General features: G+C 53.4%; 28 protein-coding genes. 7 read left to right on the top strand and 21 right to left on the bottom strand.

Features of this window, described 5'->3' with window-relative positions; genetic code table 11:
* Positions 1 to 96: 96 nt before the first annotated feature.
* The 6 genes from ACPLPM_RS09470 to ACPLPM_RS09445 form a co-directional block, all read right to left on the bottom strand.
* Positions 97 to 477, bottom strand: a complete 381-nt coding sequence (locus ACPLPM_RS09470; RefSeq protein ID WP_424356541.1) for a DUF952 domain-containing protein — start codon at positions 475 to 477, stop codon at positions 97 to 99.
* Positions 478 to 546: 69 nt separating this feature from the next.
* Complete coding sequence (locus ACPLPM_RS09465) at positions 547 to 807, bottom strand: AbrB/MazE/SpoVT family DNA-binding domain-containing protein (protein WP_424356540.1); 261 nt, start codon at positions 805 to 807, stop codon at positions 547 to 549.
* Positions 808 to 864: 57 nt separating this feature from the next.
* On the bottom strand, positions 865 to 1,059 hold the full coding sequence (locus tag ACPLPM_RS09460) for a DUF4258 domain-containing protein (protein WP_424356539.1): 195 nt from the start codon (positions 1,057 to 1,059) through the stop codon (positions 865 to 867).
* Positions 1,060 to 1,814: 755 nt separating this feature from the next.
* Positions 1,815 to 2,444: a LysE family translocator gene (locus ACPLPM_RS09455; protein ID WP_424356538.1), complete on the bottom strand. Its 630-nt coding sequence runs from the start codon at positions 2,442 to 2,444 to the stop codon at positions 1,815 to 1,817.
* Between the two features lie 628 nt (positions 2,445 to 3,072).
* Positions 3,073 to 3,681 (bottom strand): hypothetical protein, encoded by a 609-nt coding sequence (locus ACPLPM_RS09450; protein WP_424356537.1) that lies wholly within the window; start codon positions 3,679 to 3,681, stop codon positions 3,073 to 3,075.
* Between the two features lie 1,201 nt (positions 3,682 to 4,882).
* Entirely contained in the window at positions 4,883 to 5,986 is a 1,104-nt protein-coding gene (locus ACPLPM_RS09445; RefSeq protein ID WP_424356536.1) for a hypothetical protein, read from the bottom strand.
* Between the two features lie 131 nt (positions 5,987 to 6,117).
* On the opposite strand from ACPLPM_RS09445, the gene ACPLPM_RS09440 reads away from it, so the two are divergent.
* Both ACPLPM_RS09440 and ACPLPM_RS09435 read left to right on the top strand, forming a co-directional pair.
* The gene (locus ACPLPM_RS09440; RefSeq protein WP_424356535.1) at positions 6,118 to 6,849 is read left to right on the top strand and encodes a Vps62-related protein; all 732 of its coding nucleotides are present in this window, start codon (positions 6,118 to 6,120) and stop codon (positions 6,847 to 6,849) included.
* A 190-nt stretch (positions 6,850 to 7,039) separates the two neighbouring features.
* On the top strand, positions 7,040 to 7,456 hold the full coding sequence (locus ACPLPM_RS09435) for a hypothetical protein (RefSeq protein WP_424356534.1): 417 nt from the start codon (positions 7,040 to 7,042) through the stop codon (positions 7,454 to 7,456).
* Between the two features lie 13 nt (positions 7,457 to 7,469).
* Here the strand turns inward: ACPLPM_RS09435 and ACPLPM_RS09430 are convergent, their stop codons facing one another.
* Positions 7,470 to 8,072 (bottom strand): DUF1697 domain-containing protein, encoded by a 603-nt coding sequence (locus tag ACPLPM_RS09430; RefSeq protein WP_424356533.1) that lies wholly within the window; start codon positions 8,070 to 8,072, stop codon positions 7,470 to 7,472.
* A gap of 92 nt (positions 8,073 to 8,164) precedes the next feature.
* Here ACPLPM_RS09430 and ACPLPM_RS09425 point away from each other — a divergent pair, with 92 nt between their 5' ends.
* From ACPLPM_RS09425 to ACPLPM_RS09415, 3 genes are all read left to right on the top strand, one after another.
* Positions 8,165 to 9,166: an aminopeptidase gene (locus ACPLPM_RS09425; protein WP_424356532.1), complete on the top strand. Its 1,002-nt coding sequence runs from the start codon at positions 8,165 to 8,167 to the stop codon at positions 9,164 to 9,166.
* A gap of 160 nt (positions 9,167 to 9,326) precedes the next feature.
* On the top strand, positions 9,327 to 9,620 hold the full coding sequence (locus ACPLPM_RS09420) for a hypothetical protein (protein ID WP_424356531.1): 294 nt from the start codon (positions 9,327 to 9,329) through the stop codon (positions 9,618 to 9,620).
* Positions 9,621 to 9,900: 280 nt separating this feature from the next.
* Positions 9,901 to 11,358, top strand: a complete 1,458-nt coding sequence (locus tag ACPLPM_RS09415; protein WP_424356530.1) for a TrkH family potassium uptake protein — start codon at positions 9,901 to 9,903, stop codon at positions 11,356 to 11,358.
* A 15-nt stretch (positions 11,359 to 11,373) separates the two neighbouring features.
* Here ACPLPM_RS09415 and ACPLPM_RS09410 read toward each other — a convergent pair whose 3' ends face one another.
* The 7 genes from ACPLPM_RS09410 to ACPLPM_RS09380 form a co-directional block, all read right to left on the bottom strand.
* Positions 11,374 to 11,748, bottom strand: a complete 375-nt coding sequence (locus ACPLPM_RS09410) for a rhodanese-like domain-containing protein (protein ID WP_424356529.1) — start codon at positions 11,746 to 11,748, stop codon at positions 11,374 to 11,376.
* Positions 11,749 to 11,876: 128 nt separating this feature from the next.
* Entirely contained in the window at positions 11,877 to 13,778 is a 1,902-nt protein-coding gene (locus ACPLPM_RS09405) for a KamA family radical SAM protein (RefSeq protein WP_424356528.1), read from the bottom strand.
* Positions 13,779 to 13,890: 112 nt separating this feature from the next.
* The gene (locus ACPLPM_RS09400) at positions 13,891 to 14,688 is read right to left on the bottom strand and encodes a prenyltransferase/squalene oxidase repeat-containing protein (protein ID WP_424356527.1); all 798 of its coding nucleotides are present in this window, start codon (positions 14,686 to 14,688) and stop codon (positions 13,891 to 13,893) included.
* Positions 14,685 to 15,644 carry an alpha/beta hydrolase gene (locus ACPLPM_RS09395; RefSeq protein WP_424356526.1) on the bottom strand — a complete coding sequence of 320 codons (960 nt, stop codon included), beginning with the start codon at positions 15,642 to 15,644 and terminating at the stop codon, positions 14,685 to 14,687. Before ACPLPM_RS09395 ends, ACPLPM_RS09400 begins: the two co-directional genes overlap by 4 nt.
* 75 nt (positions 15,645 to 15,719) lie before the next feature.
* Complete coding sequence (locus ACPLPM_RS09390; RefSeq protein WP_424356525.1) at positions 15,720 to 16,373, bottom strand: MBL fold metallo-hydrolase; 654 nt, start codon at positions 16,371 to 16,373, stop codon at positions 15,720 to 15,722.
* Between the two features lie 45 nt (positions 16,374 to 16,418).
* Positions 16,419 to 17,543, bottom strand: coding sequence for a 3-dehydroquinate synthase II (locus tag ACPLPM_RS09385; RefSeq protein ID WP_424356524.1), 1,125 nt, complete (start codon positions 17,541 to 17,543; stop codon positions 16,419 to 16,421).
* Complete coding sequence (locus ACPLPM_RS09380; RefSeq protein ID WP_424356523.1) at positions 17,540 to 18,334, bottom strand: 2-amino-3,7-dideoxy-D-threo-hept-6-ulosonate synthase; 795 nt, start codon at positions 18,332 to 18,334, stop codon at positions 17,540 to 17,542. Before ACPLPM_RS09380 ends, ACPLPM_RS09385 begins: the two co-directional genes overlap by 4 nt.
* A 153-nt stretch (positions 18,335 to 18,487) precedes the next feature.
* On the opposite strand from ACPLPM_RS09380, the gene ACPLPM_RS09375 reads away from it, so the two are divergent.
* On the top strand, positions 18,488 to 19,003 hold the full coding sequence (locus ACPLPM_RS09375; RefSeq protein WP_424356522.1) for a PadR family transcriptional regulator: 516 nt from the start codon (positions 18,488 to 18,490) through the stop codon (positions 19,001 to 19,003).
* 235 nt (positions 19,004 to 19,238) lie between these two features.
* On the opposite strand, the gene ACPLPM_RS09370 is transcribed toward ACPLPM_RS09375, so the two are convergent.
* Both ACPLPM_RS09370 and ACPLPM_RS09365 read right to left on the bottom strand, forming a co-directional pair.
* Positions 19,239 to 19,736 carry a DUF5615 family PIN-like protein gene (locus ACPLPM_RS09370; RefSeq protein WP_424356521.1) on the bottom strand — a complete coding sequence of 166 codons (498 nt, stop codon included), beginning with the start codon at positions 19,734 to 19,736 and terminating at the stop codon, positions 19,239 to 19,241.
* 57 nt (positions 19,737 to 19,793) lie between these two features.
* Positions 19,794 to 21,020 carry an MFS transporter gene (locus tag ACPLPM_RS09365; RefSeq protein WP_424356520.1) on the bottom strand — a complete coding sequence of 409 codons (1,227 nt, stop codon included), beginning with the start codon at positions 21,018 to 21,020 and terminating at the stop codon, positions 19,794 to 19,796.
* A gap of 175 nt (positions 21,021 to 21,195) precedes the next feature.
* On the opposite strand from ACPLPM_RS09365, the gene ACPLPM_RS09360 reads away from it, so the two are divergent.
* Positions 21,196 to 21,690 carry a hypothetical protein gene (locus ACPLPM_RS09360; protein WP_424356519.1) on the top strand — a complete coding sequence of 165 codons (495 nt, stop codon included), beginning with the start codon at positions 21,196 to 21,198 and terminating at the stop codon, positions 21,688 to 21,690.
* 529 nt (positions 21,691 to 22,219) lie between these two features.
* On the opposite strand, the gene ACPLPM_RS09355 is transcribed toward ACPLPM_RS09360, so the two are convergent.
* The 5 genes from ACPLPM_RS09355 to ribC all read right to left on the bottom strand — a co-directional run bounded on the left by ACPLPM_RS09355 (position 22,220) and on the right by ribC (position 25,310).
* The gene (locus ACPLPM_RS09355) at positions 22,220 to 22,903 is read right to left on the bottom strand and encodes an endonuclease III domain-containing protein (RefSeq protein ID WP_424356518.1); all 684 of its coding nucleotides are present in this window, start codon (positions 22,901 to 22,903) and stop codon (positions 22,220 to 22,222) included.
* A 24-nt stretch (positions 22,904 to 22,927) separates the two neighbouring features.
* Positions 22,928 to 23,137, bottom strand: coding sequence for a hypothetical protein (locus ACPLPM_RS09350; RefSeq protein ID WP_424356517.1), 210 nt, complete (start codon positions 23,135 to 23,137; stop codon positions 22,928 to 22,930).
* Between the two features lie 112 nt (positions 23,138 to 23,249).
* The gene (locus tag ACPLPM_RS09345) at positions 23,250 to 24,371 is read right to left on the bottom strand and encodes a pyridoxal phosphate-dependent aminotransferase (protein WP_424356516.1); all 1,122 of its coding nucleotides are present in this window, start codon (positions 24,369 to 24,371) and stop codon (positions 23,250 to 23,252) included.
* Positions 24,372 to 24,388: 17 nt separating this feature from the next.
* Positions 24,389 to 24,814 (bottom strand): 6,7-dimethyl-8-ribityllumazine synthase, encoded by a 426-nt coding sequence (gene ribH, locus ACPLPM_RS09340; RefSeq protein ID WP_424356515.1) that lies wholly within the window; start codon positions 24,812 to 24,814, stop codon positions 24,389 to 24,391.
* Positions 24,815 to 24,845: 31 nt separating this feature from the next.
* Positions 24,846 to 25,310, bottom strand: a complete 465-nt coding sequence (ribC, locus tag ACPLPM_RS09335) for a riboflavin synthase (RefSeq protein WP_424356514.1) — start codon at positions 25,308 to 25,310, stop codon at positions 24,846 to 24,848.
* Between the last annotated feature and the right edge of the window lie 5 nt (positions 25,311 to 25,315).

Below are 25,315 nucleotides of genomic sequence, written 5' to 3'. Positions count from 1 at the left end.
ACATAATGAATGAGGGGTCACCTCTGTGTGCGCCGTAATCCGAACGGGGCTACTCATACTATTTCTTAAATTTTCCACCACTAAAAATATTGCCAATTAATTAAGGCCCGCGATCAGCTGCCCGATCTCCGCTGGTAACACGAACTTCCCATCAGGCTCTGGGATGAACTCCACAACCAGAACTACGGCCGACACGTTAAGCGGCCCGTAAATGTGTGGAAACAATGAGCCCGCCCGTTCATCGTCAGCGCATGCCGGTGCTTCATATTTTATCTCGGCTTCTATCCGGCCTTTATCAATGCAGAGGAGGACCAGATCCTGCTGGTTAGCATAAAACCGATTGGCGGTCTCTACTGTTTGCCCAATGGTGGAACAGTGGATAAAGCCATCTGTGTCCAGAGAAGCGGGTTTGTAGTAGCCGCCGGGAATCGAGGCTTCCCAGTCTTTACGATGAGCGATATGCAGTATAATACACATGTGCAATCCTTTCGAGTTATTATTAGAAATATGGAGAGATTAATAGCTACCGGGAGCAAAAATTTAAGCTCACGCCCGGGCCTCGATTGTTATCTTTCCATCGTCTCCCAGGCCAATTTTTAAAGGAGTGCCCTCTTGTAGTCCAATCTTATCAGCCAGTTCCTTAGGAATCCTGACCGCCAGGCTATTGCCACTTTTGAAAGCCTTACTATAATACTCCCTGTAGACTTTTTCATGTTCCTTCAGATCAATAAATTCTTCAAGACATTTTGGACAAACTTCTACCTGAGCGTATATACCCTTTTTAATCTCCCGTTTTTCAAAGCTCATCGGGGTATTGCATATCGGACACAAACTTGCTTTTATACTCATAATCATAGCCCCTTATTAGCATTCTTTTACGGTTATCACGAAGAGAGTCTTTTGGCTGATTTTACAGCCAAACTCTATCCCGCAATCTCCGAACTTACACCGAAGTTTTCCAATACTGCCCTCTTTCCCGAAGGGTTCGATAACCTTGGCGTTTTTAAGATAGTGCCTGATCTCTATTTCATCGTACAGCTGAAATCGATCGCCGAGCATTTCTGATGCATGCCGGGTTAATTTGATCGGATATTGATGGAAATCAGTCAACTCATCTCACTATAATATACGTGTGTATACACGTATATATTTTTTGTGACTTAATTACAGTATAGTACAAAATAGATAAGGAGAAAGATGACGAACGCTGCGCTGTGCCGATCACCATTTCCAGGATACTCGCAAGATGTTGTCTCTGTGCAGGTGAACGTACACGAACGCTGCGCTGTGCCAGACCCTCACAGATTCCACAGATTGAAACAGAATCCACAGATTTTGGCTCGATACCACAGATGAAGTGGATATCACAGATTCGTTCATCGATCGGGCAGACACGAGAAGATTCGAATGTAACTTATTATAGATATCTGTGGAATCGATCATCATCTGTGCTATCCGTATAAATCTGTGGATTCTGTCATAATCCGTGAAATCTGTGAGGGTCTGGCACAGCGCAGCGTTCGTCTTGCTGTCTCACGCCATACGAGCAACTAGAAACGCACAGCGCAGCGTTCGTCTTGCTGTCTCACGCCATACGAGCAACTAGAAACGCACAGCCCAGCGTTCGTACACAGGTTCATGAGCAACGTCTCAGAATGCTGCCACAACAAGACATTTTGAATGACGAACATCCAAAAAGATTCAGGAATTACTATACTTTGTCTACTTTCCCACGAAAATTGTTATTAGATATAGGTCAGGCATGTCTCCTTAAACCTGTTAGGCCTTCAGTTGAAGGTCGTAAGATCATTCCACTATAGCAATATAGTAGTATAGCCCTGATAGAATAGCAGCACCCCAAAAGCGATCATCACCAGGGCGCAAACGGCCGACATTGCCGCCATATACCTCTGACCGACGAACTTTTTACTCGCCGATCCTATCGCAGCAAGCCCTGTGAACCACACCACACAAGCGATCTCGATGCCCAAAAAGGCCAGTATAGAGCCCTCAAAGCCTGTGCTTACCGTGCTGGCTATCCCCGCGAATATCCCCGTCCACCAGATGATGGTAAACGGGCTGGTCATGCTGATCAGGAACCCTGAAACGATAGAGGAAGATTCGCTCCTCGACGGCTTATCCCCGCCATTATTTCCCTTCCTCGATAGTGTCTGGTAAAGCCCTTTCAGGCCGAGGCCGAAGAGCACCGTGCAGCCGATCAGCCATAGCACGATTCTGCCGGTCGGATTGTTGACGACCTGGGCGAGGCCTATCATGATCAGGACAAAATAGATCGCATCTGCAGCCACTGCCCCTATATCGGTCTTGATGGCGTCGATTGGCCCAGATGTCACTGCTCTTCTCAAGACTTCGAAGGTTATCGGGCCGGGCGGTATGGCGTGGGTCAGCCCCAGGATAAAGCCTGCGACAAGTAGCTCCAGCATTTCAGGACGATTACCTCGCTGAAATGATATAAACTATCGCTGAGCCGACCACTATTACTAAAATAGATCATCTGTGTTCCGTGAAAAATTGGTGGATCCGGGAGGTGTTGAGAGGTCGGGGAGGATGTCGGAGAGGTGCCGGGAGTTTAGAGAGGACACGTTCAAACTGGGAGGTCAGGGATCGGCAAGGGACACCTCCGTGTCGGTCACAGAGGTCAGAGAGGAGGTTATGTGAGGCACCCGGAGGTTAGAGAGAATATATCTAAGAAATCCTCTCCGACCTTTCTACACTCCCCAACCTCCCCTCTAACCTCTGACCCTCCCTGACCTCCCAGCTTGAAAATCCTCCCAGACCTCCCGGGAACTCCCCGACCTCCAGGAGTTTTTCATCGGCTTAACTCGAAAAACTTATTATCCTGAGCCGAGTCAATATGTGCCATCCGTGCAATCTCTGATCCTGTATGCAAGATACTGCTTCCAGTCGGTCACGGCCTATCGATGGTGTACGAATCGCCTTCCAGAACGCCTGCATTCGCAGGCGTTCAAAAGGCGAACACTCAGGACAGTAACTATCTAAAGTTAAAAATAAGTGGCGGAGGGCATCCAGCCACGTTCGAGGAAATTACCACTATACCGTCGGTGGTATGCCTTGCTTAATCTCGTCCACCGCTTTCTCGGCAGGCACTCCCGCATCGACGTAGGGCTTTGCGGTCATCGCGAGAATGCCATTGTTGATGTAGACGACCGCCTGGTCCGAAGGTATATTGAGGAGCAGGAAAGCCTTCGCTTTGCTCAAGCTTATGCTCGCGTTGATATAGGGCAAGCACTGCTCGAACGAGTATGCACTCGCTGCATACGGGGCCGCCAGACTCGCCGGCAGGTTCGCTCCGATATAAGGTCTGGCCTTGTCGTATGTGGCACCGGCATCCAGGTAAGCCATAGCGTCGCTTTCACTGACTCCTGCTTTGACGAAGGGCATAATCTGGTCCGCAGTATAGCCAGAGTTCAGGTAAGCGACAGTATCATCCCTGGATACACCAGCGGCAAGGTAAGGGCCGCAAAGGTCCGCGGAGATGCCCTGCTTTATGAAATAAGCTGCTGCATCCACAGGCACATTATAGCTGATATACGGCACGGCCTGCTGTACGGTATAGCCTCGTTCGATGTACGGCCGGGCCGAATCTGCCGGCACGCACGAATCGATGTACGGGACGATCAGGTCTGCTGATGCAGTCATTGTCGAATAGCCTGCATCCCAGTCGCTATAATAGCTCGGTCCATCAGCTATAAGATAATCTATACTGAAACTATCTGATCCATAATCGCTTACAATGTCGACGACCTTGTCTGTGATAAGGTCAAATCCGAAATATAACCCTGAATAATGATCATTTACGTAATCTTCATCCAGGTTTAGATAAATCTGGTGGCCTTTGCCTTTTACCTTATACCAGCTGCCTCCAGTAAAGGTCCGCTGGATTGTCCCGTAAGTAGGAACATAACGATCAACCACTAAGGTGACAGTGCCATTATCGTTTAACGTCAATTCACGACCCATATATGTGTTACCATTGCCATCATAGCAAATCGGTGCGAAACTTAACCGGTACTTCGTGGTAAACCCCGGATAGTTGGAGGTCTTAATGACGGGCTGTGCAGGCTCCGGCCCATTGTTCGCCGGGCCCCACAGAGGAGCTTCATTATTGCCCGATGAGCCCGGTAACGATGACTCTTCCGTCGCCGGCCGCGTCGGGCCTGCAGCAACAGCAGCTGTAAGCGCAATAAACAGAACGATAATTACTGTGCCTGTGAACGCGAGAAATAGCGTGCCCTTATCCAGTTTCATCCTTTAACTGATAGAGATAGGAGTGCCATAAAATTATTGATAATAATTGGTAATTACAAAAATGCATCGATCTGTCAGATATTATTCCAGTCACCACTGGTCGCTGAGTTAAAGTGTACGCTGCGCTGTTCTTTTACTAGTTGCCCATATATCGTGCGACAGCAAGACGAACGCTGCGCTGTGCGTTTCAGATTACTCAGGTGACATGTGATTGCAATACGATCGCTGCGCTGTGCGTTTCAGATTACTCAGATGACATGTGATTGCAATACGATCGCTGCGCTGTGCCAGATCACAGATTCTGACAGATGGCACAGATTGCACAGATGACTATACTAGACAGGATGAATACTGCGAACCATTCAATTATTATTATCGATTAGCATCTGTGTAATCCGTGCAATCTGTCAGAATCATCAGATTCTGCGTAATCTGTGATCCTGGCACAGCGCAGCGTTCGTGTACGTTCACGAGCACAGAGACAACACTTCTATGCGATCCGAGAAATCAGTATCAAGCACAGCGCAGCGTACGACTCACAGAACCATATGTTCATACACTGTGCCACAACTTCCAGGATAGAGTCGTCATATTAAATGGTGGGCGGCAAGCCTTGCTTGATCTCGTCCACAGCTTTCTCGGCCGGAACTCCTGCATCGACATAGGGCTTTGCTACGCTCGCAGTTATGCCGTTGTTTATGTACACGATCGCCTGATCGGAGGGCATGTTGAAGAACAGGAACGGCCGGGCCTTGCTTAGCTCGATGCCGGCGTTGACGTAGGGCATGCACTGGGCCGGCGTGAAGGAGCTTTCTGCATACGGGGCGGCGATGTTCGCCGGTGCCTTCGCGTCGACGTAGGGTTTGGCCAGGTCATATATGACACCGGCGTCCAGGTAGGTCACGGTGTCTTCCCGGGATACGCCTGCCGCGTAGTAGGGGCCGCAGAGGTCGCCGATGATGCCGAGGTTCGCGTAGTATTCCGCCGTGTCGATGGGCATGTTATAGTAGATGTATGGCACAGCCTGCCCTGCAGTATATCCCTTTTTGATGTACGGCCTTGCAGTGTCGGCCGGCACACAGGCGTCGATATACGGGCCGAGCACATCTGCAGGTTCAGCCATAGCCGCATAGCCGGCATCCCAGGCGTTGTAGTCGCATCCAGTGAAGTCGTTGTCCAGCACGTGGAAGTAGTCCTTTCCATCCCGGTTAACGATATCAATCGTACCTTTGTAGTCATAGACGAGAAAAGCCGCATCACCATCACGGTAACCGCCGCCAAAAACAAAATAGATCTGGTGGCCTTTGCCTTTAACTTGATACCACTGGCCGCCTGTGATAGTATGCCTTGTGCCACGCGGGTCCACGAGGTTCATAGAGATCGTGCCATCGTCGTTTAAGGTCATCTGCTCGCCGCTGATCTCGAAAACGATGTGATAAATCGTATTGTAGCTGGCAATTGGTTTACCATTCATGGCATACGTCTTAGATATCCCAGGATATATCGCAGACTTAGTAATCGGCCGGGCGATCTCTGGCATATCGCCAGTCGAGCCCAGCAGCGGGCCTTCGTCGATCTCCGAAGCCGCAGACTGTTGCGGCGGGCTTGTTATAATTGCGGCTGTCAGAGCAGTGAACAAAATAATCAATACCATGCCTGTGAAGGCGAGAAATAGCGTACCCCGAACCCACTTCATAATCAGACCTTTGGGCTTATAAACCATATAATTAACCATTATACGTTTCTATTATGTAATTATCCAAATATTTATATCAAACAGGAAGCAATTCATACACAAATTATAGTGTATTAACAGGTGGATATACAATGCGAAACTCAATATTCCTCGGCATGTTGGTGGCTTTGACCCTGCTACTGACTGCGGCACTCGCATACGCGATTATAGATAAGGATTCGGGTATTTCAGGGACTACTTATGATAACTCGCTGGTAAATACGTATAATCCCGGCGCTGAACTGGAAATTATGACGACCGGAAACCTGAAAATGATCACGAATGACAAGGGATCGCACGCCCGGATGGATGTGGCCATATACCGGCCTGCGGTAGTGGATGAAGGCTGGTACTTGATCGGCGACCTCGCGGTACCTTCCTATGGTACCCCAACCCAGCAGGCCATGCTTGTCCGTGCCATAAATAAAGATGGTACCAATGAATCGGATGCGCTGGCTCCGCCTGTCGACTGGGTACGGATGTGGGCAGGCCATGGATATGGTGGAAGACCGAATATGGCGTTCTGGATGCCGGTTCCGCCCGAAGGCTATGTAGCGCTGGGATGCGTCGGAGCGCAGGGTTATTCCATGCCTGAGATACCGGAGTTCCGGTGTGTCAGGGCTGACCTTTGTACAGAGGGTAAAGAGAAAAGCATTATCTGGAACGATTACGGAAGCGGCGAGAGCGATGACGTTACGCTGTGGAGCGTTACTCCGGACGATGCCAGGGGCGTAGACGCGTTGACGTTCTGGGCGCACAAAGACTATAGGGCTCACCCCGCTCAAAGGGTTTATTGCCTGAATTTGACGTATGTGACCGCCTAAGGCAGGGGAGGTTTGACGTTAATAAGGGTCCTGTCGCTGACGGGGCCCATTTTTTAATTGCCATGGTCGTGGTTATAGCTCGTCAGGACCAGTTTTAAATTTTGCACCCTGGAAGTAGCTGCAAGCATAACAAGCGCATAAGGAAAGGATATTTAAGCGTGCTTTTCTATAATTTATCTTTTAGATTGTTATGATGACCAAATTGACCGGCGCCATCCTGGCAGGACTTGTCTTCGGAATCCTGATAGGCATAACGGCTGCGTTGCCCTGCCTGATCATAGTTAGCTTCTTTCTGATGCTCATCCTCGGCGTAGTAGCTGTCTACCTGGCCAGAGGAGACATCAAGAGCGCCGGCGAAGCTCTGATGGCTTCGGGTATTGCCGGTGGCATATCCGGTATCATTGGGGCAGTTTCGGCAACCATATGGCTGGCCCTTATCGTCCTGCTGTCGAATTACATGAACGCCGAGGGATTTTCTATCAGAGAATTCTCCGGCCTGGGCATTTATGGCCTGATCTGCGCTCCAGTGCTTATAGTATCGGGCATTCTGCTGGCGGCGATCGGCGGTTACATCTACTATGAGATGGTCGCTAAGAAAGGTAAGTAAACGACAATTTAATTTACTTTTTCGCATTGCCGGCTTTTAAAACTTTGAGAACGGTACCCCACGTGCGAGTTGTCACCTGCTTGCCGAATTCTTTTTCCAGGGCACTCATCAGCTGCACCGTTGCGGTGCCATTCTCTTCATCGATGACGCTGCAGATTGCCCGGTTATAGATGCCCACAATTCTTAAATCTTCATGCGCCGGCAGGTCCGGGATAGTAGGCTGTACCAAGTTTTTCGAGAGAAACATTACTATAAGCCGGGTTTGCGGAGTTACTACGACGCCCTCGAAAGGCTGCTGTGCTTCCAGTTCCCGAAGCTCGTCGATAGTGCGCACGATCACCAGAATTTCCCACCCGAAAGTCTCCCCGAGCTTCTGCGTGATCTTTTCCGAGAGCGCCTGTGTGTTCTCCTCCGGCACCTCGAAAAGTACGTTGCCGCTGGCAAGGATTGTTTTTACATGCCTGAAACCCATTGATTCGAACGCTTTCCCCAGGTCAGCCATCCTGATCACGGAATTGCCGCCGACGTTGATGCCCCGGAGAAATGCTACATAGCCGGTTCCAGTTCCTGCCTGTTTCTGCGCGCTCCATTCGCCGGAACCATTCCAAACTTCCATATACGCCCTCAGAATAGCTATTGATTACAGGGAGTATATAGCTGGCCACGTTAAAAGAAGCTGTCAGAATCGCACTGAGGGACATCCTCGGCTTGCGGAAGGACGAAGAAGTTTTGATAGTCGGGGACCTGGAAGGCGAATCGGTGACGATAGGCAGGGCTTTTTTCGACGAGACCTTAGCGATGGGCGGCAAACCCGTGCTGGCATTGCAGGAAGTCGATACCCAGTACACCGATGGGGAGCGCCTGGTACTTGATGCGATCCGGGCGGAGCCTGACGTGCTGATCACGGTAAGCTCGGGCTATTCGGGGAACGATCCCCACGGCTACCATATCGGATACCTGTGTAAAGATAACCAGATCTACGATCACGCGCTGTTCAGGGCCACGGACGGTGACAGGCGGACCCGGGGGCTGGTGGCGGAGGGCGCTTCGATAGACATGCTCTGCCGGTGCGTAGATATTGATTACGAGGAACTGGCAAGAACGGCCGCTTTACTGATGAAAGCCCTTACCGGGCGGAAGCTGGTCCTGGTCACGTCTCCGGCAGGAACGGACGTCACTTTTTCGATCGAAGGCCGCATACCCGACGCGGAAGACGGCCATTTCCGGCACCCGGGAGCCTGGGGTGATCTGCCGTGCGGAGAGGTCCGGATATCGCCGGCGAATGGCTCGGCGAACGGGAAGATCGTCTTTGATGGCACAGTTACAATCGATGATACCACGGCGGTCCCCGAATCCCCGGTGGTTGTGACTGTCGAGGATGGCTTTGCCATCGCCATCGAGGGAGGCTCGGAAGCTGCCGGAATGCTGGAGACTATTAAGGCGGCCGAGAGGATGGCCCGGGAAAAAGGCCTGGAGAACTTTGCCGTGAACGTCAGGAACCTCGGCGAGTTCGCCTTCGGCATCAACCCGAAAGCGATAGTGACAGGTAACCTGCTGGAAGACGAAAAGCAGCAAGGCACAGTCCATTTTGCCCTCGGCTACAACTACGATAACGATGCGAATGCCTTCATCCACATGGACTGCGTCGTGCTAAAGCCATCCGTATGGGTCGATGAAAAGCAGATCATGCGAGACGGGGAATTGTTGTAAAAGAAAAGCCCGAGGATCTTACGATCATTGTGAGGGTGCTGCATAAAGATTAAGTATTATATAGCCGATAAGTAGCCGGTAAATGAAGGGTTTGCGGTAGCGGATAATCCGTGCAGGGTACCCGTTGCAGCTCAGGTTTAAGCTAACGGTCTGGTGAAAAATGGTCAAGCTATTCAAGTTCCACTGCGATGCATGCGGCTACGAAGCCATTGTCTCGGGCGAGAACGGCAGGGACGAGATCAGTTCCGGCCTCACGATCTTCTGCGAGGACTGCAAGGAGCTTTACGAGCTGGAGGATCACGGCAGCTACACGATTAAGCAGAAAGCGTTCCACAAGAAAGCCCGTTGCCCCGAGTCGTTCAGCCACCGGTTCCGCATCTGGACTTTCCCCGGCGTCTGCCCGAAGTGTGGCAAGCCGATGCGCAAGGGCGACTTAGTTGTTAGCTGGGACTAAGCTTAGTCATCGTCTGATGACTAAGTAACAACTTTTTTAGACTCATTAGCGGAGTACAGCGATTGGGCTGCAGGCAGTCATAAGCTCATATTATCGACTGGCTTCCTGTGCACCAGAATAGTTATAGCACATGAGGCAGATTGGCTATAACATAGCGGTAAATTGGTTCGTCGACAGCTAAAAAGTCGTAACCGTGACCTGTATACTGGTACATATGTACGGCGGGAGCCATCCGGCGGGCAGGATGTAGCTCCTTTTACGCTCTAGCCAGGGGAAAGAAATGGGATTTGTCCAGGATATCCAGATCATACTAAACAACCTTAAAGGGCTGTTTTTGATCATCGGCATCGTGATGCTGGCCATGGCCATCTTCAGCTGGTGGGTCGGTGATGCGCCGGCGCTTTACGGATTTTTGTCAGGGGCCGTGCTGGGGATCGGGACCGGGCTGGTGATCCGGATGCTGGTTCCGGGCAACATCAACCCCGAGCTAAAGCATGCCATGATCATCGCTGCGCTCGCCTACCTGATCGTGCCTGCCATCAGCATGATCCCGTTTATGACACTTGCAAACATGAGCCCGCTGGACGCCTTTTTTGAGTCCATCTCAGGGTGGACGGGCAGCGGCTTTAGCATGTTATCGAGTCCTGAAACAGCTCCGCCCATGGTTCAGTTCTGGCGCAGCGTAACCCAGTGGATAGGCGGCCTGGGCGTCATCGTGCTGATGGTCACGATACTGATCCGGCCGGGGACCAGTACGTACATGTTTTACCAGTCCGAGGCACACAAGGATAAGATCCACCCGAGCATCAGGTCGACGATCAAGACGATCTGGGCTTTGTATATAGTGCTGAGTATTTGCGGGTTCTTGTTATTGTATGCTGCGGGAATGCCGGTCTGGGATGCGACGAATACGGCGATGACGGCGATTGGGACCGGAGGGTTCGCCTTATACGGTTCAAGTTTAGCCGCTTATGATAACATCCTCATAGAACTGGTGATCCTCCCCATCATCATTGCGGGTGCCATGCCGTTTGTCGTCATCTACAGGATGTTCAGAAAGGGCCCCGGCAGCCTGCTGAAAAACGTCCAGGTCCGCACGTTCTTCATGATAATAGCGATAGGCTCTGTCGTCCTGACCATTCAGAACTACTTTTTCTACAACGATATTGTCAGCTCACTGAGGTACTCAGTGTTTCAGTTCATCTCGGCGATAACCTCTGCGGGGTTTCAGACTGCAGATCTGTCCAGCTGGACTACTCCTGCTTTGCTGATCATGTCAGTGGCCATGGTGATCGGTGGCTGTGCGGGTTCGACGTCCAGCGGTATTAAAATTGCCAGGGCGATCTTCCTCGGGGATCAGATCAGGCTCTGGTTTGCGAAAGTACTGCGATCGAAAAATGCCATTGCAGTCATCAAAATTGGCAATAAGCGGGTGACTGAGGACCTGGTCGCCGCAGAGCTGACGGAAGCGACGTTCATCTCTTTCCTCTGGGTTGTGGGAATAGTATTAAGCGTCTTCATTATCGCGAACATCGTCGGCCCTACGTATGATCTGGGCCATATTATCTTCGAGGTCAGCTCTGCGATGGGTAATGTAGGCATCACCTGCGGCCTCGTTAATCCTGGGCTCAGCGCCCTCGGAAAGATCGTGTTTATCTTCGACATGTGGATCGGCCGGCTGGAAATTATACCGGTGATGCTGCTAGCTAGGTATGTGCTTAATGGGTTCAAGTTCTAAAAAGAGCGCTGAAATTCAGCCTTTCTTTCTCTGCGACACGTCCACCCGGTTACCGGCTTTCTCCCATGCTTCAAAACCCCCGTCGAGAACCCGGACGTTCTTGTAGCCCATGTTCATGAACCTCTTTGCTGCGTCGCCTGCCATTCGGTCGATCATGCTCGGCGTTTCCTTGACGGGCCCCGGGCCATATACACAGATCCCCATATTCTCGTCGAAGTCCTTCGCCAGCGCGGTCAGCTCCGGATCGTAGATATCGCTGGCTCCCGGGATGTGCCCCTGATCGAACGCTGCGATCTCCCTGGCGTCGAGAATAAGCAGTGGCTTGTCTTTCAGGTTCATGCGCCGCTTGAGATCGTCTACACTGATAAGTTTGATCTGCTCTTCGTACATGGTTCTGCCCGGTTAGATCATCGCTTCGCAGACAATATAAAACGCGCTCTTATTATTATCAGGTCGAAAGCCCGGGAAGTAGCTCGGGTCATGCAACTTTCCCGGGTTCGGTGCCCGATTCTCTGAGCTCAGAAATAGTACCAGATCGACCGGTACTCTCCGACGTCTTCCCCGTCGGCGTTCAGGCGCCTGAGGTAGTCGAAAATCGACACGTCCGTATAGATGTATGTGTCGCAGATGGCGAGTTTCGACTCCCACGGGTAGAACCGGTAAGACCGCTGACCTCCGGGCATAATCATGATGACCTCGTGGTCCTGCCAGGCGCGCAGGTGTGATTTACCCAGCTTAGGCACGTTGAAGACTGGCTCGTCCGTCCTCACTACGCCTGGCTGAAGTCTCGCTTCTTCCTTACGCTCCTGCTCCATGCGGGCGATGGGCACCCTGAAATCGACCGTCTCGTCCTTGCCCTTGGTGTTGAAAGTATAGTACGGGTCTATGCCGCAGATTTTCAGGACTTTGCGCAGCTTCGCCGTCTCGTACCGGCGGCTGTTATAGTAAGTGAAGACCTGCTGGTTATAGACGCTCATTCCCGCCTGGCGGATCCGCTGGACGGCTTCAAGCGATTCGGGCGTCATCTCCATCGGGTGCTCGAAGTGGGTGACAATACATACTTCTCTTATACCAGGCTGGTGGTACTGTTTTAAGATATCTGCTAGTTCAGGGGTAATGCGGAAAGGTACTGTGACAGGAGTCCGGGTGCCTATCCGTATCCGCTCCACGTGGTCGATTTCGGATACTCTCCCCAGCAGCGCGTCGATGTACCGGTCGTTCAGCGTGAATGGGTCGCCGCCCGTGATCAGTACTTCGGAGATGCTCTCATTATCCTTGATCCACTGGATGGCGTTTCTGAGCGAGTCTTTTTTGACCCCTGCGTGATCGATGCCCTTGATCTCCCAGTTTCGCTGGCAGTACACGCATATCTGGGGGCAGGAATCATAGGGCTTCAAGATCAGGATCTGCGGGTATCGGCGGGTAATGCCTTCGACGGGGCTCGTCCATTTCTCGCCCATGAAGTCCATGTCTACGTCGCTTTGCCGGTTTTTGACTACGGTTTTACAGTAGCCCATGCTTGGCAGGACCTGAGCCCTGACCGCCCGGTCATCACCGGACCTGCCTGCCTTATTAAAGAGGGAAAAGTAATAAGGTGTGATCTGTACATGGATATGATTATCTTCTGCGTACTTAAGTGCTTCAAGCTCGTCTTTTTCCAGCTTCACGAGCGCTGAAAGGGTACGGTGGTCAGTGATGATATGCTTCATCTGCCAGCCGAAATCCTGCCAGTCGGCCTGATCTGCTCCGAAGTGGGCCATGATTTCAGCCTTCAGGGCATCCCTGCGAGCCCGGATCTCCGGTTCGAGGCCTGTGTGATACCGGGTGAAGTATGTGTTCATCTTACGGGCGTAGTGATCGAGCTGGGAGGACCGGTTGACGGATGCGAGCCGGTTGTTCTCGTCAGCACTTGCCTGCAGCTCGTCGCCAAACAGGATGTCGGATTTGCCGTTGATGCCCTTAAACAGGTAGATGAATTCTGCGAAGAAGCCTTCAGTTACATTGTTAATTGCACTCGTCCTGCCCTTCGCGATATCGTACAGCACCCCAAGCGCAGAAAAGCCGGTCAGGTGCTCGTTTTCTGTCCTGATGACGTTCTTCAGGACACGGATACATTCTTTTGCGTTGTTTTTTTCCAGCATGTGCAGGTCTTTAAAGTCCTGCTCAGAGTGAACGTTAAAATAGTGCCTCTCGAGGCTGTTCAGGTAATCGAAAAGCCTGTCCCGGGCTTCCTCGAGGCCTCCGGACATGACGAGCACTTTCTTGATCGTGTGGTCGGTCAGCCACATCAGCTCTACCAGGTCCTCTTTCGGGCTTTTGACGACCAGCCGGGTATTACGAGGGTTCAGCTCCTGTGGCACCTTAATACTGTTAAGCCGAAACTGTCTGCTCTTTGAGGCTTTGGGAGTTATTCCACTCATATCAATGGGTTTTTCGGTAACCTCATAAATATTTTACCCTGTTTTGCATAGATATATCGTTACGATTGCATCGCAGGACAAATAGTACGCCGCATTATTCCTAAAAGGTTCATTAAAGACGGTCCTCTAAAGCCAGCATAACAAGGGCAGTCCAGTTCGGATCGCTTGCCTGCCCTTTTTCCTTGCCATAGCCACCATCAGGGTTCTGAGCTCTGGCGAGGTAATCAGCGCCCTGCGGATACAGGTCTTGCTCCCCGAGGGCGGCCAGCGTGCCGCATAGATAGGCCACATCTGCGGTCTGTCCGGCATTTATAGAAGAGTCCATATGCCCGGCTGCAAATACCATAAACGCCTCCCGCACTTCGGGGGACAGGTAGCCGATCCGGTGCATGTTGAGCACTGGAGCATATACGTGAGATACAGGCTCGTCGAAGAAACCCGGCTCTGCCAGTTTATCCATCACGTGGTACACGCCTTTACGGTACTTCGTAATGCCCGTCAGGTAAAAAGTGTAAAGCGCCCGGAGACACAGCGACGTCGTGTAGGCGTTCTTTTTAGAGTTGCGGCCGCTCCAGGAGCCGTCGGGCTGCTGGTGCTCCAGCAGCCAGATCAGGCCCCGGCTCACCAGCTTACTGGCCTTGGAGTAGTGAAACTGGTTCAGGGCGACTAAAGTGTATGCTGTGGTAGCTGCATCCGTGTACATCTGCGTTGTCGGGGGGAAGTGCCCGTCGGGATGCTGGCAGTTTTCAAGATAGGCAATACCCTTCTCGATGGCGGCTTCAGAGCCGCTCTGGTCGTTCAGCGCATAGATGGCCCTGGCGCAGACCAGCGGGTCTCCGGCTCCCCAGGAACCGTTGCTATTCTGGGTATTTTCCAGATACCGGACAGCCAGAGCGATACCGGAGTTCACCCGAGCACCGCCTTCAGCTCGGCACGTAGGTCCTCTGCGTAGATATCGCTGTACACACCGTGCACTGTGCCGTTATACTCGTACCAGGCCTTTGGCTCGCCGGCAGCCTCGTAGAGGGCCTTGCCCTGCGCTACCGGTATGACCGGGTCATCGGTGAAGTGGAACATGACCAGCTTCCGCTGGGGAAGCATCGAGAGGTACGTAGCAGGCTCTACAGAGGAAACATACTCGTCGGCAGCCGGGTTTCCGGTCTTCTCGAGGCCGTACGGCCCGGAGCTGACCACGAAGACACCCTTCATCCCCGGCTCAAGGGCTGCGGAAACAATGGCGAACCGGCCACCCATGCTCTCGCCGAGCACGGCGACGTTGCTTCCGTTCAGGTCGCTGCGGGTCTTCAGATACTCATAGCCCTGCAGAACGTCGAAAACCTGCGCGTATTGCACCGGGTTGCCGTTGACAGTAAAAGCCTGGTAGCCGCTGTTCAGGTCCATCGCCGACGACCCCGGGGTCTCCCCGTTGTTGCCCCGCTCGTCCAGCGTCAGCGAAGCGTAGCCCCACGAAGCCAGTGCTTTTGCAGTTGGGGCATCGGCTTCCTTGGTGACTCTGGCGCCGGGGAGTACGATCACGACGGGAGGATTTGTAACGTTTTTAGGAATACGTAACAGACCGTAGACGTTATCTCCGAAGCTCTTGTACACGACCTTCTCCACAGTATAATTGTCAGCCGTTTCGATTACGGAGGATACCCCGCTGACCGGCTCCCGCTGCTCGAAGGCCAGCCGGCTTTCGTTATCCAGCTTCCACAAAGTGAGCGGCGTCTGGTGAGCGCTCTGGAAAGCGAGATAAGTCAGGCTCAGGATGATGATGAACGTTAAGAGTGCGACAGGTATCGCCCACCACTGTAAACCCTTCTTCTTCTGCCCTTTCCGGGCCCGGGACTTCGAATTCTTGGACACGCACTACTAATCCTCGCCGGAGAAAATAAGGTTTCCGTAGCGCAGGCAGAAGGAGAGGTGAATAATCGGATATACCTACAAGCATTCTTCGCGGACTTTCCGGGCATCCAGCCGAGGCCCGTGGGAAGGATACAGGTACCTCCGATCTCCGGCTGTCACTTTCTCGATACTAGTGCGGATGTCCAGATACGTTTCCGGGTTCATCGAAGTCACTGGCTGGCCTTTGTAAGAGTAGGTGATGTTAAGATCGCCGATCAGGCAGCTGTCGCCGACAGCAACTGAAATTGACCCGGGCGTGTGGCCTGGCGTCACCAGTATTTCTCCGTCGATACCATAGGACTTGAGGCTCGTATCCTGCCTGGCGATTAGATCGATGTCGACCGGAGGATACCTGACCCGGGAAGTTTGCACTGCATCGCCAGGGCCGTAGGCTTCCCCGGGCGCGCTTTCACCTCTTGTGATATACTCTGCATCCGGCCACCCTGCGGCCACCGGTACCGGCAGCATGCGCTTGAGCATGCCTGCGCTGCCGCAATGGTCGATGTGACCATGGGTCAGGATGAGCAGGCTGACATCCTCCCGGGCAATACCGGCCTTGCCGAGGGCCCTCAAAATAGCTCGTTCCCTTCCCGGGTTTCCGGCATCTACGATGGCTATCTTCTCGCCTTTTACGAAGAATACCCACGGCACGCCGAACTTCTGGCCTTCGAGGATCTCTACAGAGGTCATGGAGAGGAGTTCTTAAAATAAAAATGAGCCGCTGCTGCGGCGATCTTACTTTTCAATAATGGTCTCGTCGATCTTCATCCCGAAGTGCCGGGCTTCCTTTTCCAGCTTTGCCAGCACCCGGTCGCCGGGTTTCAGAGCTGTCACGGGTATGGAGCTGCCGTCCGCCGCGACCAGCTTGATGGTTTCGGCGTTCTGGAGGATGGTCGAGATTTTACGGTCGTCAGTTTCGGCCTCGATGTACAGCAGCGGCCTGCGTTCGATCTTGACCCTGCCGATGGTGGCTCTTCTCGCCTCTCCGCCTTTGGTGACGATCAGCGCGAGGTCTCCGCTTGCCAGCTCAGAAAGATACCGGGTCTTTTCCCCGACGAGCACGTACTCGTGGACTGCGCCTGCGTTCACCCGGAACGGCCGGCTCGCCACGTACGGGCTGTCTTCAGCCTCGGACTGAACCAGGAATAAGCCGCTCGACTGGTTGCCGATGAGCATCCCTTCGCCGGGCGTCATCAGCGAGCAGGTGTCGATGCAGACCCGGTCCCCGGTGCCGGCATCCCTGACTGCGGTGATCGTCACAGGGGTCAGGCTGAGCTCAGCCTGTTTTGTGGATACTACGCGGGCGATTTCCCGGATCTTGACCAGGTCGTCTACGTCGACCAGGATTCCGTCGGCACCTTTCTCAAGTGTTTGCAGGGCAACGGAGGCCTCGTCGATGTCCCGGGCCTTGGCCAGGATTTTAGCGGCAGTTCCGCCGAGCTCGGCGATCAGGTTTTCGAGCGGGATGACTTTCCAGTCCTCGCCCTCGATGATGAGGTAGTCGCAGACTTTGCCCATCTTCGCCGCGAACTGCTCGTATTCCTTGCCCGCGAGCCGGACGTATGCGGCAGTGGTTGCACCCTGCGCCTTCAGCGCTTTAGCCAAAGCCAGGTCTTCCGACGAGGTCAGGTCCTGCGGGAGAAAGAGCGTGCCGTCGCCTTCCGAGCCGATGCCGATCACCCGGATGTCGGGGTTACCGTCAACTGCTGCCACAGTCATTTTACCCAGCTCCCGAACGCGTTCTACATTCTCCGGTGACACCAGTACGGCTTTTGCGCCGGACTCAAGTGCGCCGGTAACTTTCTCTTTCGCCCCTTTCCAGGAGCCCTGTGCGTCGATCCAGACCAGCTTATCGCTCATTTTAGTTCCTCTGCGGCCTCGGAGGCCGACCACTTTTCGTGGACGATCCGTGCTACGGCCTTCGTGATCTTAGTGGGGAATTCATGCTGAAATACGTTTCTGCCAAACGCTACCCCTTTTGCGCCTACGGCGATTGCACCTTCGACAGATTCGAGAAGGTCGGTGTCCGATTTCATCTTCGGCCCTCCGGCGATGATGACTGGCACCGGGCAGCCACGCACAACGGTCTTGAAGGAGTCGGGATCCCCGGTGTAATTGGTCTTGATGATATCAGCCCCCAGCTCAGCCCCCGCCCTGGCTGCGTGGGCTACGACACTAACGTCGTGCTCCTGCTTGATCGACGCACCTCTCGGGTACATCATCGCGATGAGCGGCATGCCCCACTCTGCGCAGGTCTTCGAGACGCAGCCCAGACTATGAAGCTGGGCGCTCTCGGTCTCGCTGCCGACGTTGATGTGGACGCTCACGGCGTCTGCGCCCATCTTAATGGCCTCTTCGACGGTGCAGACCAGCACCTTGTTATTGGGGTCCGGGCCGAGGGAGGTAGATGCGCTCATGTGTACTATCAGGCCTACGTCACGCCCGTATCCTCTGTGGCCGTGAGGAACCATGCCCTTCTGCATCAGAACTGCGTTTGCGCCGCCTTCAGCGACCTGGTCGATAGTCTTCGCCAGATCGATGATGCCTTTGATCGGACCAACGGAAATGCCGTGGTCTACGGGGATTATCAGGCTGTTACCGCTTTTCCTGTCCCTGATCCGCTCGATGCGGATTTGCTTACCAATAGTCATGATGATACACCGTGCTACTATGACACACAGTAGCATGCTTAAAGAGATAAAGTTATCGGTCAAGATAGTTTTTGCGATAAATTGGCCGGTACATATGATTTAGCAAGACATGTGCCGGCAAAATATAAAATGACAGAATATATATTAAGTATTATGTCCGTGGCGATACCCAACTTCTTTCAGAATCCCACGAAAGCGAGCCTGAACTACTTCGTGCTCATGCTCCTGAGAAATTCGCCGAAGCACGGGTATATGCTCATGCAGGACATCGAAAGGCACACCGGCGGCCACTGGCGGCCATCTCACTCGGCCATATACAAACTACTAAACCGCCTTGAGGCCGACGGCTACATCACCTCGTGGGAAGAAAAGGACGGCGAAAGGGCACGAAGAGTCTATAAAATCTCCGAAACTGGCAAAAAACTGCTCGAAGAGAGCGAAAGGGACTTCGAGTCGTTCATCAACGCCTTCATCTCCTCCCTGCTGGAAGCCGAACGCGTCAATCCCGACCACCTGACAGTTCTGCTTACTAAAAAAGGAAAGGCGATGATGAACGCCCTCGACCCTGATCAGAGGTTAAAGGCCTTCATCAAGCTGAAAGCTTTTCTGGATACGGAGATCGTCCGGGTCAACAAGTCCCTGGAAGAGCTGCAGAAAACGCCGCTCTAGAGTTAGTTTAGAATCTGTGACCTAACAATACGATCGCTGCGCTGTGCCAGATCACAGATTACGACCGATTGCACGGATTTCACAGATGACTATTTTTGATAAAAAGTAATATAGCGAACTACTTTGTTTAGATGTATCTGTGAAATCTGTGCAATCGGTCGTTATCTGTGATCTGGCACAGCGCGGCGATCGTCCACGTTCACGAGCTTATTAACAACCTAGTAGTGTTTTACAATTATTTCCTGCAAACATCGATCTCCAACGAAGTTTTCAGGATGTTCCGCCAGTGGCTGCCCATCCAGTAGATCTTAGCACAGTTGCCGCATATCCAGAACTCTTTACCTTCTTCCACGAGGTGCTCTGGCACATAGTCTGCGGTATGCTTGAGGTCTTCAGGCGTCGCTCTTCGGAGCCCGGCGTTACAGACGGTACAGCGCTCCATGATGGGCTGCGTGTTGATCGGAATATGCCTGATCAGCTCGCATAGCTGGTCCGTGACTTTATCGGGTGAGATGAGAATAGCGCTCGCCTCTGCTTTTTTAGCTCTCTCCACCAGCCCCCTGTCCCGGGTAAGCAACACTCTGCCGTCCTGCAGAGCTAGCTCCACCAGCCTGCGGTCTTCGTCTTGCTCGATGTGCAGCTCCAGCGCGCTCAGCGTATCGTAGTCGAAGATGCGCAGCCAGGCGACCAGCCTGCCCAGCATCCGATCTACGAGAAACTTCGGACGGTCCACAGATCAGTTATGGTATTGCGAGGCAAAAAGGTTAAGCAGTTTTTCCAGGCGGGACCATTAGTCTTTGCGATCTTTGACCATAGCGCCTTCGTACTTCCACATGCTGACGGCCCACAGGACGGTGAGTAAGGCCATGATCAGGAGCAGCATCCTGAACCCTAACTGGTCGACGGTGATGCCCAGGATCTGTCCGACGGCAGTATAGCCACCACAATCTGCGATGATGTAGCCGCAGGCGGCAAACCAGATGGCGTTGGCGATGTACATGCCCAGCGCGAAGATCGGCCGGCCGATGTAGGTCCGCTCCTGGAAAGTGTTTTTCAGGATGTTCTGGGTCGCGAAGCTGACGGCCGCTATGCCAGCGGTGCCTACGACACCCTCGAGGATGAAGACGATGAGCGGATCGGAGGTGAAGGTGATCAGCAGCAGCTCGGCAGCAAAGATGATAATGCCGAGCGTGGCGATCATCCTGCGGGTGCCGAAGCGTTTTCTGGCAAGCAGCCAGTAAACGATGATGGTGACCGCGCTGACCACGACGCTAAGCACACCCAGCCACACGCTGCGGATGCCGATGTTGGCGAAGAACACCCTGGAGAGGGAAGACCACGTGCTGACGGTGAGCGTCATGAACAGCATGGTCAGCAGGAAGGTGATCACCGTCCGCTTGTTGCCCAGCACTTTACCGAGATCCTCCTTGATGGGATACTGGCCATATGTCTTGTAGTAGATCGGGTCTTTGAAGAACGCCATGATCACCGTCGAGATGACGAGGAACGCCAGGGCGGACAGCAGCCAGATGCTGTACCCGAATGCCTGTACGATGGCTCCGGCCACCAGAGGCGTCAGCGCGCTCATCACGGTCGTGATAACGTTATACCTGGAAAATGCGTCCGTTGTCGATAAGCCGTGGGCATCGATGAGCTCGCACACCATAAGGAATGTCAGGCTCCAGAAAGTCCCTGCCGCCAGGCCTATCAGCAGGCCCGAGACCAGCAGCGTTTCGGGAGAGGGATACAGGTAAAGCAGGACTTCGTAGATGCCCGAGATTACTCCGATAGCCAGGAACATCTTTTTAGGGTTGACGTGCCGCAGCAGGATGATACTGAGCAGGTTTGACACGGCCGAGCCCACGCTGACCATGGCGAAATGCAGGCTGTAGTAAGGCGCAGGTATGCCGTAGTCGATGGCATACTGGGGGATGAAAAGCACCACGCTAAGCCGCCCGTAAAACATCAGCACAAACATGATCAAAAATAGATCGAGTGCTGTCAACCTTTTCAGCATCGTGTAAATATTTAGCAGTAAGAAAAATATACTTTTGGCAGGAAGAAAATGCCCCGCCCGGTTACAGGCTGATCGGATAGCCGTTAGATAAGCCGAACAGGTTTATCAGGATGCGTAAATGATATAAACAATAAGTCCTATGTCGGCTTAGTAGCAGGCCCCGGACCGGGAGAGTATGTCGAACCAACATTTGATCGTCTTTTTCTTGCTGGCACTATCGGCAAGCACAGCCGGATGCACGGCTTCGCAGGCATCCACCCACGATCACTACGGGGATTACCTCAGCGAGATGAGCCTTGGCAACACCGAGTTCGCCCTCGCCAGCGAGCACTACAACAACGCTTCCCAGTATTTCTCCAAAGGCAGGTACACACCGGCCATCCAGGAGATCGATGCCGCCGAGAAGGGATACGACCGGGCCTCCCGGCACTACTCGAACATGACCGCCATGGCAACCACCAATGACCAGCGCGCTTATGCCGACGCTCTCCAGGCCTACGCCCGGAGCTGCATGTACGCGTCCACCGCCTATGGCGACGCATACCAGGCGTACTCCACCGGCGACAACTACCGCGGCGACGCCTGCCAGCAAAATGCCAAAGAGTACATCGAGCAGGCCGGCAAAGACCATGCCAGAGCAGTTGCGCTCCAGCCCAATGCGATCATTTGAAAGCCTAAGCTCCCCCAACTAAGGTTCTAACCACGGCGGCACGGCTCCTTATCCGTGCAACTGGAGATCAAATATTGGAACCACGGCGGCACTACGACACAGAGACAGACCGACTCACGATAAGCCGGATAGTTTTTTTAACCACGGCGGCACGGCGACACCAAGACAGTGGCGAACCGGTATAAGTGAACTCCTTTTTAGTCCACGGCGACACAGAGACAGAGCATTAACCAAAAGCTTACTATCCAATCGTTTCAGCCTCACTTTCGATCAATAGCCTGAAGGAAGGAATACATAGTTGTCTCCGTGCCGTCAGTCCGCCGTGCCGCCGTGGATCTAAAAAGAGGGCCTTGCTATTCTGGTACAGGTTGTCTCCGTGCCGCCGTGCCGCCGTGGTTCAAACAACCATCCAGCCATCGCTTCTCGAATTGTCTCCGTGTCGTTGTGCCGCCGTGGTTAGAACATCTGCCCCATAGTTGCCAGAATAAGGAACCGTGCCGCCATGGTTAGAACATCGGATTTAATGTTGTCATGACTTAGGATATGCCCCTACTTGTCGGGCATAGTCGCATACATCGATCAGGAAGCATTTGTCATGCTGGGGATTCTGGGCTTTGCAGATCTCTCGCCCGAACTTGATCAGCGCCACGTGGGTTGATCCTCGCAGGCCTTCGGGGACCTTTTCCATGAGGATCTGGCGGACCCTTTCGTGGTCGGCCTTTTCGGGCACAATGCCGAGCCGTTTGGTTATGCGGAAGACGTGGGTGTCTACGGGGATAATGTCCCGGTCGCAGGAGAAGAGGAGTACGCAGTCTGCTGTTTTGGGGCCTACGCCTTTGATGGTCAGCAGTTCCTTGCGGGCGACTTCGGGATCGGTGTCGCAGACGAAGTCCAGTGTGCCGCCATACTCGTCGATTACGAGCTGAGAGATGTTCTTGATCAGCTTCGCCTTTTGCTCGTGCAGGCCTCCAATACGAATCAGGTCGGATATTGCAGCTTCTGGCGCAGTGGCCAGTTGCTCCGGGGTGTTATAGACCTCGTATAAGCTGGCGAATGCCCGGAGAGAATTACGATCGGTAGTATTCTGGGACAGGATAGTCGCTATCAGCACGTCGAAAGGGGTTCCTCTCGATTCGTCGTAGCGGCCGTAGTGAGCGATCAGCCGGCGGGAGATCTCTGCTGTTTTCTGGTCAGGATAATGCGGGTCACTCATAAATCATCTGATCTAAGCTCGGAGTTATTTTTTAAACACTTTCTTCTTAGTAGTGCCGAGATAGATAAACACCAGCCCGCACCCGAAGGATGCGACCGAGAACCCAAGAATGGCTTCGAGGCCGGCGCCGGGAGACATGAAGTAGAAGAGAACACCCATCAGGCCGGCGAAGACAAATACCCAGCCCAGAAGCATATAAGGGTTTAAGATTTCAAGCTTTAGTTTTGGTAACATTTTATCTCCCGGATAATAGTAAGTGGTTGCTTTTCCGGGTATTTAAAGTTTCCCGGAGATGCGCATGACCATGGGATATGGTGGCATGCCATCCCGGAAAAAGAAAAAATTACTAGTTCGCGAAGAACTTTTTCATCCGCGCCAGCCCTTCCACGATGTGCTCCATTGAAGACGCGTACGACATCCTCAGGTGGTCGTTGCTGTCAGGGCCGAATGCTGATCCGGGCGTCAGCCCAACTCCAGCTTCGAGCAGCCCCTCGGCGATCTTCTCGGAGTTGCCTTCGACCTTCGGGTACGCGTAGAACGCACCTTCAGGGGTCGGGCATTCCAGGCCGATCTCTTTCAGGCCCTTCATGACCACGTCCCGGCGCGCCTGGAACTGCTTTACCATTTCGGTGACGCAGTCCTGGGGGCCGTTGAGCGCCGCAAGGGCGCCGTACTGGACGAAGGTCGTCGGGCTGGAGATGGTGTGCTGCTGCACCTTAAGCAGGTTCTGGAAAACCGGCTTCGGGGCAGTGACATAGCCAATGCGCCACCCGGCCATCGCGTACGCTTTGGAAAAGCCGTTGATCGTGATCGTCCTGTCGGGAATCATCGAGCCGATACTGTAGTGTTTTACGCCATAGATGATCTTCTCGTAGATCTCATCCGAGAGCACGTAGAAATCATGATCGACCGCGAGGTCAGCCACAGTCTCGATGTCCTTCTTACTGAGAACCGCGCCGGAAGGGTTGTTCGGACTGTTGAGAATCACGAGCTTGGTCTTCTTAGTGATATTTTTAGAAAAGTCGGCGGGTATCGAGCCGTCTTCGTTGGACTTGACCCAAACTGTCTTCGCTTCGCTCATCTTGATGCAGGCGTCGTAAGATACCCACGATGGCTCGAGGAGAATCGCCTCGTCCCCTTTTTCCAGCAGGCCGAAGCACGTCTCGAAGACCGCCTGCTTCGCACCCGGGGTCACGATCACGTCTTTACCCGTGACATCAATGGCATTATCCTTCTTTAGCTTGGCGGCTATGGCCTCCCGGAGCTCGGGTATACCGGCAGAAGGCGCGTAGTGCGTCTTTCCAGTCTCCATCGCCTTGACCGCCGCAGCCTGGATGTGCCCGGGCGTGTCGAAGTCCGGCTCGCCCAGACTGAAGCTGAGGATGTCTTTGCCCTGCTTTTTCAACTCGTTTGTTAAGTCGGCTATCCTTAGTGTTGCCGACTCCTCTACCTGATCCAGCCGGGACATAACAACAGGCTCAATGTTCAGTAATCTTTTATTCTGCGTACCATCTTGACGGCGGCTTCCACGGCGCGCTTCGAGTACTCGATGCGGTCGAAGGCTTCCATGCGGGTCATGCCCGGCCCGGCGATGCCAAGAGTAATGGGCTTGTCGTATTCCAGCGCGAGGTCGGTGATCTTCCTCGTCGCCTGGCTCACCACGACCTGGTCGTGGTCGGTGGCGCCCTCGATGACGCTGCCGATGGTGACGATCGCGTCGATGTTCTTGTCCGCTGCCATCTTTTTGACGGCGAGGGGCATGTCGTATACGCCCGGCACGTAGAAGATCTTGGTGACCTTTGCGCCCAGGAAGTTTGCGTGCTCTTTACCGAGTAGTTCCATCTGCCAGGTCAGGTCACGGTTGAACTCCGCCACCACGAACCCGATCCTGATCTCGTTGTTTGCTGCCATTACAATCAGACCTGTCTGTATGAATGTTAAATTAAATCCTTGCCGGGCCTACGTCCTCGTAGCCCTGCCTCTGCCCCGTGCCCGCCTGCCGCTCCAGCGAGCGCTGATCGAAGAGCAGCCGGACCACGTTCAACGCGTGCTCCCTGGCCCTCTTATCCATCAGCGCCGCCAGCTCCCGGCCGTCCGGAGCTTCGTCCTCGTGGACGAATACTTCTATGATGTGCTTATTCGTCATAAGCTGGCATATAATGATGCCCATGCTGGCCTCGTGGGCGCACGTCTTGTCCACCGCTTTCGAGCCCGGCATGCCGAGCGCCATCACGATATCGCAGTGGTGCTCGTCGATGAGCTTTTTGCAGGCTACCGGGAGGTCTTTGATTCCCGGAACCGTGTACCGCTCGATCTTTACCGAGCTGTTCCGCTTGATCTCATCGATCGCTGCCCTGCCCATGTCGTACCTGGCGAACGTCGTATCGGCTATACCCACTTTGGCCATCAGGA

It is taken from the genome of Methanocella sp. MCL-LM, assembly GCF_049676595.1.
GTDB lineage: Archaea > Halobacteriota > Methanocellia > Methanocellales > Methanocellaceae > Methanocella_A.
The sequence above is the reverse complement of the archived record's forward strand: the minus strand, read 5'-3'. Positions and strand labels throughout refer to the sequence as shown.